The organism is Pseudomonas sp. 3A(2025), from assembly GCF_054589175.1.
Genome location: NZ_BAAILM010000031.1, coordinates 182,865 through 196,796, shown reverse-complemented (window position 1 = coordinate 196,796; position 13,932 = coordinate 182,865). Strand labels below are relative to the sequence as shown.

At 62.5% G+C, this 13,932-nt stretch carries 11 protein-coding genes; 7 read left to right on the top strand and 4 right to left on the bottom strand.

Translation table 11 applies throughout. The features are described from left to right. Positions 1-4 precede the first annotated feature (4 nt). Together ACYP2A_RS12145 and ACYP2A_RS12140 are read right to left on the bottom strand one after the other, a co-directional pair. Positions 5-628, bottom strand: coding sequence for an HD domain-containing protein (locus ACYP2A_RS12145; protein WP_459745232.1), 624 nt, complete (start codon positions 626-628; stop codon positions 5-7). Then, positions 615-1,130, bottom strand: a complete 516-nt coding sequence (locus tag ACYP2A_RS12140) for a GNAT family N-acetyltransferase (RefSeq protein ID WP_459745231.1) — start codon at positions 1,128-1,130, stop codon at positions 615-617. The genes ACYP2A_RS12145 and ACYP2A_RS12140 overlap by 14 nt, the downstream gene beginning before the upstream one ends. A gap of 320 nt (positions 1,131-1,450) precedes the next feature. On the opposite strand from ACYP2A_RS12140, the gene nirB reads away from it, so the two are divergent. The 5 genes from nirB to ACYP2A_RS12115 all read left to right on the top strand — a co-directional run bounded on the left by nirB (position 1,451) and on the right by ACYP2A_RS12115 (position 8,390). After that, on the top strand, positions 1,451-4,012 hold the full coding sequence (gene nirB / locus ACYP2A_RS12135) for a nitrite reductase large subunit NirB (protein ID WP_459745230.1): 2,562 nt from the start codon (positions 1,451-1,453) through the stop codon (positions 4,010-4,012). Further along, on the top strand, positions 4,012-4,392 hold the full coding sequence (gene nirD / locus ACYP2A_RS12130) for a nitrite reductase small subunit NirD (RefSeq protein ID WP_459745229.1): 381 nt from the start codon (positions 4,012-4,014) through the stop codon (positions 4,390-4,392). The genes nirB and nirD overlap by 1 nt, the downstream gene beginning before the upstream one ends. Positions 4,393-4,510: 118 nt before the next feature. Continuing rightward, positions 4,511-5,773: a sialidase family protein gene (locus tag ACYP2A_RS12125; RefSeq protein ID WP_459745228.1), complete on the top strand. Its 1,263-nt coding sequence runs from the start codon at positions 4,511-4,513 to the stop codon at positions 5,771-5,773. Next, positions 5,773-6,372 (top strand): hypothetical protein, encoded by a 600-nt coding sequence (locus tag ACYP2A_RS12120; RefSeq protein ID WP_459745227.1) that lies wholly within the window; start codon positions 5,773-5,775, stop codon positions 6,370-6,372. Before ACYP2A_RS12125 ends, ACYP2A_RS12120 begins: the two co-directional genes overlap by 1 nt. Beyond that, on the top strand, positions 6,372-8,390 hold the full coding sequence (locus ACYP2A_RS12115; RefSeq protein WP_459745226.1) for an LTA synthase family protein: 2,019 nt from the start codon (positions 6,372-6,374) through the stop codon (positions 8,388-8,390). Before ACYP2A_RS12120 ends, ACYP2A_RS12115 begins: the two co-directional genes overlap by 1 nt. Positions 8,391-8,399: 9 nt before the next feature. Here ACYP2A_RS12115 and ACYP2A_RS12110 read toward each other — a convergent pair whose 3' ends face one another. Together ACYP2A_RS12110 and ACYP2A_RS12105 are read right to left on the bottom strand one after the other, a co-directional pair. Beyond that, positions 8,400-9,743: a sensor histidine kinase gene (locus tag ACYP2A_RS12110; protein WP_459745225.1), complete on the bottom strand. Its 1,344-nt coding sequence runs from the start codon at positions 9,741-9,743 to the stop codon at positions 8,400-8,402. After that, positions 9,744-10,433 carry a response regulator transcription factor gene (locus ACYP2A_RS12105; RefSeq protein WP_459745224.1) on the bottom strand — a complete coding sequence of 230 codons (690 nt, stop codon included), beginning with the start codon at positions 10,431-10,433 and terminating at the stop codon, positions 9,744-9,746. Positions 10,434-10,679: 246 nt separating this feature from the next. Between ACYP2A_RS12105 and ACYP2A_RS12100 the strand changes: the two genes are divergently transcribed. Together ACYP2A_RS12100 and ACYP2A_RS12095 are read left to right on the top strand one after the other, a co-directional pair. Then, positions 10,680-12,005: an OprD family porin gene (locus tag ACYP2A_RS12100; protein WP_459745223.1), complete on the top strand. Its 1,326-nt coding sequence runs from the start codon at positions 10,680-10,682 to the stop codon at positions 12,003-12,005. A 191-nt stretch (positions 12,006-12,196) separates the two neighbouring features. Next, on the top strand, positions 12,197-13,932 hold a 1,736-nt coding region (locus ACYP2A_RS12095; RefSeq protein WP_459745222.1), incomplete at its 3' end, for a DNA topoisomerase III.

Genomic DNA, 13,932 nt, shown 5'->3' with positions numbered 1-13,932 from the left:
CGGCTTAAGCCAGCCTGCGAATCTCCGCTTCTATATTCTCCCGCGCGCGCTGTTCCCAGCGCGCCTTGCCCGGTTCGGTGGTGAAAATCTCCGGGCGCTCGAGAAATTTCTTCAGTACCGCGGCGCGCCCAGGCCTGTAGAGCGCATCGGGAAAGTGCCCGTATTCCCGACGCACCGCCTCGGTGTAAGCCTGATAAGCAGGCGCCTCTGCCGCCAGAATCGACAGATCGATATCCACCAGCAGACGTTGATCGTTGCTGGCGCTCGGCTGGCGGTGATCGGTGGCCATGATCAATGCGTGCACCGACTGGCCACAGGCATCAAGCCCCACTGACGCCAGCACCTCGACCGCCAGTTCGGCACTGCGCGCCTCGTTGTCCTGGCGGGTCGGGTCGTAGATCGCGTCGTGGTACCAGATGGCCAATTCCACTGTCAGCGGCGATACGGCCAGATCGCGCAGTTCATCGAATGTGTGCAGGCAGGCAAGAATGTGCGTGGCGTTGTGGTAATGACGGCCGGGTTCGGCATACAGGCTGCGCAGTTGCTCGAAGCGCGCGGGTTCAGGTTGCGTGCCCAGGGCGGCCCATAGTTGCTTCCAGCGTTCTCTATCCAGCTCAGTGTTGCTCATTCAGAACGTGCTCCATATGGGTGGTCTGCCACACCGGATCGCTTTCGATGTCCACGGTCACAAAACCGTGCTTTTCCCAAAAACCAATGGCGCCCGGCAGAAACGGGTGGGTGTGCAGGTACAGCACTTCGACAGCGTTGGCCAGTGCATGCTCACGTAGCGCCTGAAAAAGCCGGCTGGCCAGCCCCGCACTGCGCCACGCGGGATCGACGAACAGGCGGACGATTTCCACGGTTTTGCGCCCGTGGTAATCGAGTTGCGCGAAACGGTGATCGTAAGGCAGGTAGCCGACGGCGGCGACGATCTGTTGGTTGTCACGGGCGATCAGAAAATGGCCGTCGTCACTGTTGAGGTACACCTGTTCGAAAGCGGCCAGATCGGCAGGCAGCACGTCGGGATCGAGCATCGGGAATAGCTGCGCACGGGCACGCATCACGAAGTCGAGTATGGCGGCAGTGTCGCTGGCGCGGGCGGGATAAATGGGCGGCGTCGAGGCAGGCATGGGCAGTTTTGCTCGGCAAAAAACCCATGGTAAACCATCTGCTCATGCACAGATTTACAGCCTTGCGGGCTTTAGCGCACCAATTGAATGCAGTTTTTCTCCCCTGCCACCTCGGCACTTTCGAAGGTAAACGCCCGGTTTACGGGGCTTCAGGCAACATGGCACGGGCTCTGCATTGTTTGCATCGAAACAGGTGCATCCGGCAACGTCGCCCCGATGACACCCCATAACCAAAACAGGCAAAGGCGCCTGGAACCGAAAGGTTCCGGGCGCCTTTTTTTTGCTTCAAAAAACCTGATTGGCCTAGGCCGGGACTTGCTATGAACTCCACAGTCTTCCCTCATAACGATGTAAAAACGCTGATCGTCGTCGGTAACGGCATGGTCGGCCATCATTGCGTCGAGCAGTTGATTGCGGGCGGTGCGCTTGAGCGCTATCGCATCCACGTCTTCGGCGAGGAAGCGCAGCGGGCCTATGACCGTGTGCACCTGTCGGAATACTTCAGCGGCCGCGATGCCGAATCCCTGGCCATGAGCGAGGCTTCGCTGTACGAGCATCCCGGCCTGAGCCTGCACCTCGGTGTGCCGGTGCTGGAGATCGACCGCAGCCGCCGCGAAGTGATCACCGCCCACGGCAGCTTTGCCTACGACAAGCTGGTGCTGGCCACCGGTTCCTACCCGTTCGTGCCGCCGATCCAGGGCGCCGAGGGCGATTCAAAACTGGTGTACCGCACCCTGAGCGACCTCGACACCATCCGTGCCGCCGCCCGCTCGGCCAAGCGTGGCGTGGTGGTCGGCGGCGGCCTGTTGGGGCTGGAAGCCGCGAATGCGCTAAAATCGCTGGGCCTTGAAGCCCATGTGGTGGAATTTGCGCCACGCCTGATGCCGGTGCAGCTCGACGAACTGGGCGGCGCGGCACTCAAGGCGCGTATCGAAGCGCTGGGCGTCGGTGTGCATTTGTCGCGGGCCACACAGTCGATCAGTACCGGCAGCGAGTACCGCTACCGCATGAATTTTGCCGGCGAAGAATTTCTCGAAACCGACCTGATCGTGTTCTCCGCCGGCATCCGCCCGCAGGATGCGCTGGCTCGCCAGTGCGATCTGGAACTGGGCCCGCGCGGCGGGGTAAATATCAACGAGCATTGCCAGACCAGCGATGCCGATATCTTCGCCATTGGTGAATGTGCAGCCTGGAACGGCAGCGTGTTCGGCCTGGTGGCACCGGGTTACCAGATGGCCCGCAGCGTTGCCGCGCAATTGTGCGAGCAGGACGCCGAGTCGTTCTTCGGTGCCGACATGTCGACCAAGCTCAAACTGCTGGGCGTCGATGTCGGTTCCATCGGCGACGCCCACGGCGCGCTGGCCGGTGCGGTCAGCTACCGCTACATCGACGAGGCCAGCGCCAGCTACCGCCGCCTTGTGGTCTCGGCCGATGGCAAGCAAGTGCTCGGCGCAGTGCTGGTCGGCGACAACAGCTACTACGACACCCTGCTGCAATACGCCCAGAACGGCATCGCCCTGCCCGCTGACCCGGCCAGCCTGATCCTGCCGCACAGCGACGGCGCGCCGGCACTGGGCGCCGATGCCCTGCCCGCCACAGCGACCATCTGCTCGTGCCACAACGTCAGCAAGGGTTCGATTTGCGCGGCCATCGATGGCGGCTGCACGGACCTTGCCGGCATCAAGTCGTGCACCAAGGCCGCCACCGGTTGCGGTGGTTGCGCGGCGTTGCTCAAGCAGGTGTTCGAGCACGAATTGATCGCCCGTGGCGTCAGCGTCGACAAGAGCCTGTGCGAGCACTTTGCCTACACCCGTCAGGAGCTGTACTCCATCGTGCGGGTCGAGAACATCGAAAGCTTTGAAGAGCTGCTGCACAGCCATGGCAAGGGCGACCACGGTTGCGATATCTGCAAGCCAGTGGTCGGTTCGATCCTGGCGTCGTGCTGGAACCGGCCGATCACCGACCCGTTGCTGATCCCGCTGCAAGACACCAACGACACCTTCATGGCCAACATGCAGAAGAACGGCACCTACTCGGTAGTGCCGCGTATTCCGGGCGGTGAAGTGACTCCCGACGGCCTGATCGCCATCGGCGCGGTGGCCAAGAAATATGACCTGTACACCAAGATCACCGGCGGCCAGCGCATCGACCTGTTCGGTGCACAACTGCACGAACTGCCGGACATCTGGAGCGAGCTGATCGCCGCCGGCTTCGAGACCGGGCATGCCTACGGCAAGTCGACGCGTACTGTGAAGTCCTGCGTGGGCAGCACCTGGTGCCGTTATGGTGTGCAGGACAGCGTGGCCATGGCCTTGCGCATCGAGGACCGCTACAAGGGCCTGCGCTCGCCGCACAAACTCAAGTTCGCGGTCAGCGGCTGCACCCGCGAATGCGCCGAGGCGCAGAGCAAGGACGTCGGCATCATCGCCACCGAGAACGGCTGGAACCTGTACGTGTCGGGCAACGGCGGCATGCGCCCACGCCACGCCGAACTGTTCGCCACCGACCTGGATGACGAAACGCTGATCCGCTACATCGACCGCTTCCTGATGCTCTACATCCGCACTGCCGACAAGCTGCAACGCACCTCGGTATGGCGCGAATCGCTCGAAGGCGGTCTGGACTACCTCAAAGCAGTGATCATTGATGACAGCCTGGGCCTGGCCGCAGAGCTGGAGTCGCAGATGCAACTGGTGGTCGACCGTTACGAATGCGAATGGGCCAACGCCCTCAAGGACCCGGAAAAGCTCAAGCGCTTCCGGACCTTCGTCAACGACAAGCGCCAGGACCCGGACGTGCATTTCGTTCGCGAACGCGAGCAGCGTCGCCCGGCCCGCGCCGATGAACTCAACAATATTGCGCTGTTCAAGGAGGTGGTGTGATGAGCCAGACCCACGTAGCGTTCGCCGAACAATCACAAGTCGCTGCTGCCCCGCAACAATGGCAAACCCTGTGCGAACGGCATGACCTGGTCGCCAACTCCGGCGTGGTGGCCTGGTTCAACGACCAGCAGGTGGCGCTGTTCTACCTGCCGGGCAACGAGCAGCCGCTGTTTGCCGTGGCCAACCGTGATCCGAAATCGGGCGCCAACGTCATCGGCCGCGGGCTGCTGGGCAAACTGGGCGGCGACCTGGTGATTGCCTCACCGCTGTACAAGCAGCATTTTCGCCTGCATGACGGCAGTTGCCTGGAATACCCCGAGCAGAAGCTGGACGTGTGGCCGGTGCGCTTGAATGGTGACTGGGTCGAAATCGCGGCGTAGGCATACGCCGATCTCGGCGGGGGGTGATTCCGGGAAGATGTAACTGCTCGTTACCCACTAAGGTTGCATTAAGGTTGGTTTCGCACAGTGGCGCCCCCTCTTATGCCGAGAGTGTTTTATGCGCTCTGCTTTGCTGATCTGCGGCTTGCTCGCGGTGTTTTTCGCCGCGTGGCAAAGCCATCCGCCTCACGCCCTGGCGCCGTTTGTACAGGCCAGCCAGCCCACCGATAACGCTACCGCGCAATACAGCAGTCGCTTTGTGTCTTCGCAGCTCAATGACTTCGTGCACTCATCCTCGGTGACGGCCTTGCCGGGCGGTGATCTGATGGCGGTGTGGTTCGCCGGCTCCCGTGAAGGCGCCGCCGATGTGCAGGTACGCAGCGCACGCTATGACGCACGCAGTGGCGAGTGGGGTGCCGAACAGGTGCTGGCCACACGCGAAAGCACACGCGACGGCACCCGGCGTCATATCCGCAAACTGGGCAACCCGGTGATCGCCCTGGCGCCGGACCAACGTTTGTGGATGTTTTATGTCTCGGTGTCGGTCGGCGGCTGGGCCACCAGCGCGATCAATGTGATGGTCTCCGATGACCTCGGGGTGAACTGGTCGGCGCCGTGGCAACTGGTGACTTCGCCGTTCTTCAATATCAGCACCCTGGTACGCGCCGCGCCGGTGTTTCATGCCGACGGCTCTATAGGCTTGCCGGTGTATCACGAGTTCATGGGCAAGTTTGCCGAGTACCTGTACTTGAGTGCCGACGGTGCGGTGATCGACAAATTCCGCATCAGCCGAGGCAAGCATTCCCTGCAACCGACCATCGTGCCGCTGGATGGCAAGCGCGCCATCGCGATGCTGCGCTATGCCGGCGACACTCACCACCGGGTACTCGCCAGCCGCACCGAAGACGCAGGGCAAACCTGGAGTGAGCCATGGCCGCTGGAGCCGTCCAACCCCAATTCATCCCTGGCGGCGGTGGCCACCGAAGGCGATGGGCTGCTGGTTGCCCTTAATGACCTGCAAGACGGGCGCTTCAAGCTCAGCCTGTACGGCACGGATACGGGTTTGAGCCAGTGGCGTACCGTGACGCAACTGGATGAGTCACCCGACCCGTTGGGCCAGCCGTTTTCCCCCGAGGTCTACAAAACCCTCATCGGCGAAGGCTTTCGCGCCTCCAGCGGCGCCCGGCGCCTGCCGCTGGAACAACGCTTTCTCAGCAGCCTCGATTATCGGGTGTGCAAACCGCGCGGCTGCGACTTCGAATACGAATACCCGTATTTCAGTCGTAGCCCGGACGGCATGTACCACCTGGTGTACTCGTGGAATAACACCTTTATCAAACATGTCAGCTTCAACGAAGCCTGGCTGTCGGAGCGCCTGTGATGTTCGCCCTGTGGCAAGCCCATTTGAGTTTTGTACTGCTGGGGTTTATAGCGCTTTGCGCCCTGCGCTGCACGGCACCCTGGCGCCCATGGTTGCTGCCATTGCTGGTGGTGGTGAGTTTTATCCCGATCAATCAATTGCCGCTGGCCGCCTACGTGCGCAGCGTGACCGATGATCTGGCGATCAGCACGCTGGTGCTGCTGGCCTGGGTGGGGCTATGCCGGCTGGGCGTACTGCAACCGATCGAGGCCCGCCAGTATGCAAGCCTGGCGCTGTTGTTCGGGGCATTGAGCCTGATTCTGTACCCCGCGACCCTGGGCCTGACGTATCTGGACCCGTACCGCTGGGGGTTCAACCCTCGGCCGATGATTGTGCTGATGGGTGCGCTGGCGCTGCTGATGCTGGTGCTACGCAACACACTGGCGGCGTCGATGCTGGCGGCGGGCACCCTGGCCTTCGCCCTGCGGCTCAAAGCCTCGGAAAACTATTGGGATTATCTGCTGGACCCGCTGTTGGCGGGCTACTGCCTGGTCAGCGGGTTGAAGCTGTTGGTCGGCGCCGCCTGGCGTCCTCTTTTGAAATGGCACAGAGGTCAATGATGGGTGTGTTGCAATCACGCCGCCTGCGCTACGGCATGGGCGCGATCGGGATGGTCTGGCTGTTGCTCGCCAGCTTGCGGCTGGTGTTTGTGCTGGGGTTTTCCGGCGTTGATCTGCGCACGCCTGACCTGTGGCAAACCGTGGGCATTGGCCTGCGTTTCGACTTGCGCCTGACGCTGCTGATGCTGCTGCCACTGACCGTAATCGCCTGGCTGCCACGCTGGAACCTGGTGACAGTGCCCGCGTTGCGCTGGCTGGCACGCGGCTATTTGCTCCTGGCTCTGGCCGGGGTCGGGCTGGTGTACATCATCGACTTCGGCCACTACGCCTACCTGGGTGTGCGCATCAACGCCACGGTACTGCGTTACCTTGAAGACGCGCAGATTTCCTGGCACATGGTCTGGGAAACGTACCCGGTGATGTGGATCACGTTGAGCTGGCTGGCAGCGTCGGTGCTCTGGACCTATGCACTGACTCGCCTCGAGCGCATGACCCTGGATCGCCAGCCTCGGGCAATCGGCACACTGGCGCTGACCTGCACCGCTACGCTGGGCGTTGTCGCGGTGCTGCTTGCATTGCTGGGGCGTGTCGCCAACCTCAATCTGGAAAACCCGGTGCCATTGCGCTGGAGCGATGCGTTCTTTTCCGGCAATAGCCAGGTAGCTGCCACAGGTCTGAACCCCGTACTGTTTTTATACGACACACTCAAGGTGGGCCAGTCGCAATTCGATGAAGCGCAGGTGCGCCAGTATTACCCGCAAGTGGCCCACTACCTGGGTGTGAAGCCGCAAGATGCTGCAGCACTCAGCTTCGTGCGCGAACAAGCGATACAACCTTACCGGCTGGCTACGGATCGCCCGCTGAATGTGATTTTCGTGATGCTCGAATCCCTCGGCACCAGCGCCGTGGGTGCCTATGGCAACCCGCTCAACCCCACGCCGAATCTGGACGCACTGGCCAGGCAAAGCTGGTTCTTCAAACACTTCTATGTGCCGGTCACAGGTACGGCAAAAACCGTGTGGGCCAGCATTACCGGCGTGCCCGACGTGACCCGTCAGGAAACCGCCACGCGCAACCCGCTGATTACCCGCCAGCACAGCCTGATCAACGCCTTCGAGGGCTACAAGAAGCTCTATATGATCGGCGGCAACGCCGGCTGGGCCAACATCAACGCCCTGATCCGTCAGAGCATCGATGGCGTGCAACTCTACGATGAAAGTCACTGGCGCTCGCCACGGGTCGATGTCTGGGGTATCAGCGACCTGGACCTGTTCAAGGAAGGCGACCAACTGTTGCGCGCCTTACCCAGGGATCAACCGTTCTTCGCCTACCTGCAAACCTCGGGCAACCATCGACCGTTCACCATTCCCAGGCTCAACGACGGCTTCAAGGTCAGTGACCTGTCGCTCGAAGAGGTCCAGGCCGCCGGCTCACGCAGCGTCGAGCAGTACAACGCCGTGCGCCTGCTGGACTACAACATTGGTCGCCTGATGGACATTGCCAAGGCAGGCGGTTACTACGACAACAGCATTTTTGTGTTTTTCGGCGACCACAACACTCGCATCAGCCAGATCCCGCATATGGCGCCGGCCTTCGAACAGCTGGGCCTGGAAAGTAATAATGTGCCGTTATTGATCCATGCGCCCGGTCTGCAACCACGGGTGATCGAAGAGGCCGTCGGCCTGGCCGACCTGCTGCCCACCGTCGCCGGCATGGCAGGCATTCCTTTCAGCAACGGCGCCATGGGCCGGGATATCCAGCAACCGGCACCGGAAGGCGAACGTATGGTACCGCTGGTCTTGCACGAGGGTACTTTTCCACTTATCGGCGGCGTCACCCGGCACTTTTTACTGCAAATGCAGCACGACGGCAGTTCACCTACCTTGCATGATCTCGCCTCGCCCACTCCTCGGGACGATGTTGCCCGGCAGCATCCCGAAGAGTTTATTCGCTTGCAGGCGCTGACCCGTGGCCTGCATGAAAGCGCGCGGCTGATGCTGTATCGCAATGTTCGCTAGGGCATGCCCTTAAAGCTCTTGAACCAATACCACGCGCAACCCCGGTTGCGCATCTTCAAGCAGCAGGCGGTAGCCGTGGGTTCTGGCCACCGCCGCGACGATCGCCAGCCCAAGACCAGTGCCGCTGGCTCGGGGTTGCTGGCGGCCACGAGCAAAACGCTCCAGCACGGCTTTGCACTGGTCTGGCGCGATACCGGGGCCGTCATCCTGGACTTCGATACGGGTGCTCTGCCCTGCATGGCGCAGGCGCATCTGGATGCAGCCGCCCGGCGGGGTGAATTTCACCGCGTTATCCAGCAGGTTCATCATCGCCTCGGCCAACAACTCACGATCGGCCAGCAGCGGCGGCGTCTCTTCGATGTGCAGTTCAAGCTCGATGCCGGCCTCTTCGGCCACCGGCTGATAATCCTCGAACAATTGCGCCAGCAACGCGCCCGGCGCCAGCGTGGTCATGCACGAGCGGCGTGCCCGGCTGTCGATTTCCGCGACCCGTTGCAGGGCACGAAAGCGACTCAGCAACACATCGGCGGCCTGCAGGGATTTTTCCAGGCGCTGGCGCAGCGCTTCATCGGGCGCCCGCTCCCAGTCCGTCAGGGTGCGGTGCAACTGGGCACGCAGTTTATTCAGCGGCGTGCGCAGGTCATGGGCCACATTGTCCTCGACGCTTTTCACCTCATCGAGCAAGCGCCCCACTTCGCCGACCATGCGGTTGACCAGCGAAGACAACACATCCAGCTCATCGCCCCGACGGCTGACCGGCAAACGCTGGCTGAAATCGCCCTCGGCAATGCGCTGGCTGGCGAGTTGCACATTGCGCACGCGGCGCAGCGGACCTGCGCCGAGCAGCAAGGCCAACAGCAGCCCGGCCAGCAGAATCAGGCAGGCGCTCCAGCCCAGCGAACGCAAAAGAATGTCGCGCAGGCTGGCGAGGGTGCGGGCCTCGTAGCCGACCACCAGAATCTGGCCATTGCCCAGCCGCCGGGCGATGATCTTGGCGCCTTCGGAAAAGCGCGAGTCCGCCCAGGGATGCGGCTGGCCATCCAGCGCGACGCCTTCAGGCAGTGCCTGCACCTGGCCATAGAGCGGCTGGCCCTGGGTATCGAACAAACCGTAACTGACCACGCCGCGCAGGTCGCTCTGTTGCAGGCGCTCGATTTCGGCCGGCAACGCTTCGGGGGCCGGGTACAACAACTGGCGCATCTCGCCAAGAACGATCTTGTCGCTCTGGTGCGACATGTAACCGGCAACCTGCCAATAGATCAGGCCCACCAGCATCATCGCCCCCAGCGACAGCACCACGGTGTAGCTCAGGGTCAGGCGAAAGGCGGTGGTACGCGACAGACGAGCGCGCACTCAGACAGCCTCGCCGCCGGCCAGCACATAGCCCGAGCCGCGCAGTGCGCTGACCGCTACCTGGCAGCCCACTGCCTCCAGCTTGCGGCGCAAGCGGGTCAGGTGCACGTCGATCAGTTTGGTGCCGGGGTCGAAGTGATAGCCCCACACCGATTCGAAGATCAGCGCCCGGGTGACCACGGCCTCGGCATTGCGCATCAGAAACTCCAACAGGCGAAACTCGGTGGCCGACAGGCCGACGCGCTGGTCCTTGCACATCAGCTCACGGCTGAGCAGGTCGAGGCTCAGGTCGCCGACCTGCAACAGGGTTTCACGCTCGGGAATATCGGCATGCCGACGCAGCAGCACTTCGATGCGGGTGGCCATTTCTTCGGACACGAATGGCTTGACCAGATAATCGTCGCCACCGGCGCGCAGGCCACGAATACGGTCGTCAACGTCGGTCAGCGCGCTGATCATCAGCACCGGGGTACGAATGCCGGAATGGCGCAGGCGGGTAATCAGCTCCAGACCGTCGAGGCCCGGCAGCATGCGGTCCAGGGTAATGGCGTCGAAGCCGCCGTTGAGTGCCCGGTGCAGGCCTTTGATGCCATCGCTGGCGCACTCTACGGCAAACCCGACCCGGCTCAGTTCCGAGGCGATTTCCTGGGCGGTGTCGTGGTCGTCTTCGATGCACAAGACTCTTCGCATGGGGCTTCCTGTCGTATTCGAGCGTGGCCATGGTAACAACGCCTTGGGTGACGGTTAAATATTTGTAACCGCCGCGTCGACTTAACCCGAGGAAATCGCGTGATATAACAGAGACGGCGCGAAACAAAGCCTCGCCACACCGAGCGAGCGCACTCTTATAACTCTCGCGATCCCCGTCGTTATCTGGATGGGGCTATTTGGATGGGCGCATGCCCGCCTGCCGTAACCAATTCAGGGAAATCACCGATGAATGCAACACAATGGAGCGCCATCGCGCTGGCCGTTTCGGCAGGACTGAGCCAGATGGCTCACGCCGAGACCATCGAAGACCAGGCCCAGGCCACCGGTTTTGTCGAAGGCAGCAGCCTGTCGGTGCTGGCGCGCAACCAGTACTTCAATCGCGACCGTCAGGACGGCGCCAGCGATAACCGGGACTGGACCCAGGGCTTCATCGGCACGTTCAGCTCCGGCTTTACCCAAGGCACGGTCGGTGTCGGCGTCGACGCCTATGGCTATCTGGGCATCAAGCTCGATGCCCAGGAAGGCGACAGTGGCACCGGTAACCTGCAACGCGACAGCGACGGCCAGGCGCAGGACAGTTTCGGCAGCGCGGGCGGCGCCTTGAAATTGCGCTTGTCCAAGACCCAGTTGCGCTACGGCAACATGCTGCCGACAGCCCCCGTGTTTGCCGTGGGCGGTACCCGCCTGCTGCCACAGACCGCCACCGGCTTCGAGCTTAAAAGCAGCGAAATCGAAGGCCTGGACCTGGAAGCCGGCCGCTACACCAGCACCAACAGCAACGTGACCACCAACAACGATCACGAGATCTACGCGCTGTACGCCAACGTCACCGCACGCCGTGCGACCTTTGCCGGCGGCGTTTACCAGATCACCCCGAACTGGACCGCCAGCCTGTACGGCTCGCAATTCGAAGATGTCTGGAACCAGTACTACGCCAACACCAACTACGTGCTGGCCCTGAGCGACGATCAGTCGCTGACCTTCGATGCCAACCTGTACCGCACCACAGACGAAGGCCAGTCCAAGGCCGGCTCGATCAACAACACCACAGCCTCCGTGTCGGCCACTTATGCCTTCCTGACCGCGCACTCGATCACCCTGTCGCTGCAAAAAGTCCACGGCGATACGCCGTTCGATTACCTGGGTGTGGGCAACAACGGCAACGGTGAAGGTGGCGACTCGGTATTTTTGGCCAACTCGATCCAGTGGTCGGACTTCAACGGCCCGAACGAGAAATCCTTCGGCATCCGTTACAACATCGACATGGCCACCTATGGCGTACCCGGCCTGAGCTTCATGGCCCGGCACATGCGCGGTTATGACGTCGACGGCACCAAGGTCTCGGCCGACAGCGCCTACGCCGGCCTCTATGGTGAAGACGGCAAGCACAACGAAACCGACATCGAAGCCAAGTACGTGGTCCAGACCGGCCCGGCCAAGGACCTGTCGTTCCGCATCCGCCAGGCCTTCCACCGCGCCAACACCGACCAGGGCGAAGGCGACCTGTCCGAGTTTCGTTTGATCGTTGATTACCCTATCACCATCCTCTGAGTGGTAAGCGGCAAGCTTCAAGCGGCAAGTGGTCGCGCCGCGTCATAGCTTGTAGCTTGTGGCTGACAACTTGCAGCTGCAGTGAGGCCGCGCCAGCGGCCTTACTGTACGTCCGTACAGATAAACCTTGCTCTGCCTTGCTGCGTCAAGCATCCTGTCGGCCTCGACCGCCTTGAAGAATGATCCCGGCCATGCGCCTGTATCTCTGCGAAAAACCTTCCCAAGCCAAAGACATCGCCGCCGTGCTGGGTGCAACCCGGCGTGGTGATGGCTGCTGGGTCGGCCCTTCGGCCACGGTGACCTGGTGCATTGGCCACCTGCTCGAAACCGCGCCGCCGGATGCCTATGACGCCCGCTATAAACGCTGGGTGCTGCAAGACCTGCCCATCGTGCCCGGCACCTGGAAAATGCAGGTCAAACCCAAGACTGCCAGCCAGTACAAGGCCGTCAAGCGCCTTCTGGGTGAGGCCGGTGAACTGGTAATTGCCACGGACGCCGACCGTGAAGGCGAGATGATTGCCCGTGAGCTGGTCGAGCATTGCCGCTATCGCGGGCCGATTCAGCGCCTGTGGCTGTCGGCACTCGACGACGCCTCGATTCGCAAGGCACTGGCGGCGCTCAAGCCCGGTGCAGAAACCTTCAGCCTGTATCATTCAGCGCTGGGCCGCTCACGCGCCGACTGGCTGATCGGCATGAACATGAGCCGGCTGTTCACCCTGCTCGGTCGCCAGTCCGGCTATCAGGGCGTATTGCCGGTGGGCCGGGTCCAGACCCCGACCCTGCGCCTGGTCGTGGATCGCGACCGCAGCATCGCCGATTTTGTGCCGGTGCCGTACTGGACCATCGAAGTCGGCCTGCGCCATGACGGGCAGAATTTCACCGCCCACTGGCGCGCGCCAGCCGATGCCTGCGACGATCAGGACCGCTGCCTGAACCAGCCCCTGGCACAACAGGCGGCCAACGACATGCAGCAGGCCGGCACGGCCACGGCCGTTGCGGTGCGCACCGAGCGGGTACGCGAGGCAGCACCGCTGCCCTTCGACCTGGGTACGCTGCAAGAAATCTGCTCGAAGAAGCTGGGCCTCGGCGCCCAGGAAACCCTCGACACCGCCCAGGCGCTGTATGAAACCCACAAGCTGATCACCTACCCGCGCAGCGATTGCGGCTATCTGCCCAACAGCCAGCATGGCGAGGCACGCAGCATCATCGCCGCATTGATTCAGGCCGATCCGGGCCTGCAAGCCCTGCACGGGCATCTGGACCCGCAACGCCGCTCGCGGGCCTGGAACGACGCGAAAATCACCGCTCACCACGGCATCATTCCCACGGCCGCCGCGCATAATCTGACGCGCCTGAGCGGCAAGCTGCGCGCGGTGTATACCCTGATTCGCGCCCGCTACCTGGCGCAGTTTCTGCCCAACCACGAATACGACCGCACCCAGGCCGATTTCGATTGCGCCGGCCACGCCTTGCGCGCGGTGGGCAAGCGCATCGTCGAGCCTGGCTGGAAACGCGCCCTGCCAGAAGCGCTGGCACCGGCCAAAGGCAAAGAGACTGCGCCGCCGCAAGACCTGCCGGCGCTGCACAAAGGCTGCGTGTGCCCGATCACCGGACTGCAACTCAAGGACCTGTGGACTCAGCCGCCCAAGCCCTACACCGAAGGCGACCTGATCAAGGCGATGAAAAACGTCGCCCGGCTGGTGCAGGACCCGTTGCTCAAGCAGAAGCTGAAAGACACCACCGGCATCGGCACCGAAGCCACGCGCGCCGGCATCGTTCAGGGCCTGATCGATCGCGGCTACCTGGCCAAGCACGGCAAAGCGCTGGCGGCCACTGCGGCGGCATTCAGCCTGATCGACGCGGTGCCTCGCGCCATTGCCGACCCCGGCACCACGGCCATCTGGGAGCAGGCGCTGGACATGGTGCA

Excerpts from the sequence above, each read along its gene's own strand:
- ACYP2A_RS12145 (WP_459745232.1), bottom strand. The coding sequence starts at position 628 with ATGAGCAACACTGAGCTGGATAGAGAACGCTGGAAGCAACTATGGGCC.
- ACYP2A_RS12140 (WP_459745231.1), bottom strand. The coding sequence starts at position 1,130 with ATGCCTGCCTCGACGCCGCCCATTTATCCCGCCCGCGCCAGCGACACT.
- nirB (WP_459745230.1), top strand. The coding sequence starts at position 1,451 with ATGAACTCCACAGTCTTCCCTCATAACGATGTAAAAACGCTGATCGTC.
- nirD (WP_459745229.1), top strand. The coding sequence starts at position 4,012 with ATGAGCCAGACCCACGTAGCGTTCGCCGAACAATCACAAGTCGCTGCT.
- ACYP2A_RS12125 (WP_459745228.1), top strand. The coding sequence starts at position 4,511 with ATGCGCTCTGCTTTGCTGATCTGCGGCTTGCTCGCGGTGTTTTTCGCC.
- ACYP2A_RS12120 (WP_459745227.1), top strand. The coding sequence starts at position 5,773 with ATGTTCGCCCTGTGGCAAGCCCATTTGAGTTTTGTACTGCTGGGGTTT.
- ACYP2A_RS12115 (WP_459745226.1), top strand. The coding sequence starts at position 6,372 with ATGGGTGTGTTGCAATCACGCCGCCTGCGCTACGGCATGGGCGCGATC.
- ACYP2A_RS12105 (WP_459745224.1), bottom strand. The coding sequence starts at position 10,433 with ATGCGAAGAGTCTTGTGCATCGAAGACGACCACGACACCGCCCAGGAA.
- ACYP2A_RS12100 (WP_459745223.1), top strand. The coding sequence starts at position 10,680 with ATGAATGCAACACAATGGAGCGCCATCGCGCTGGCCGTTTCGGCAGGA.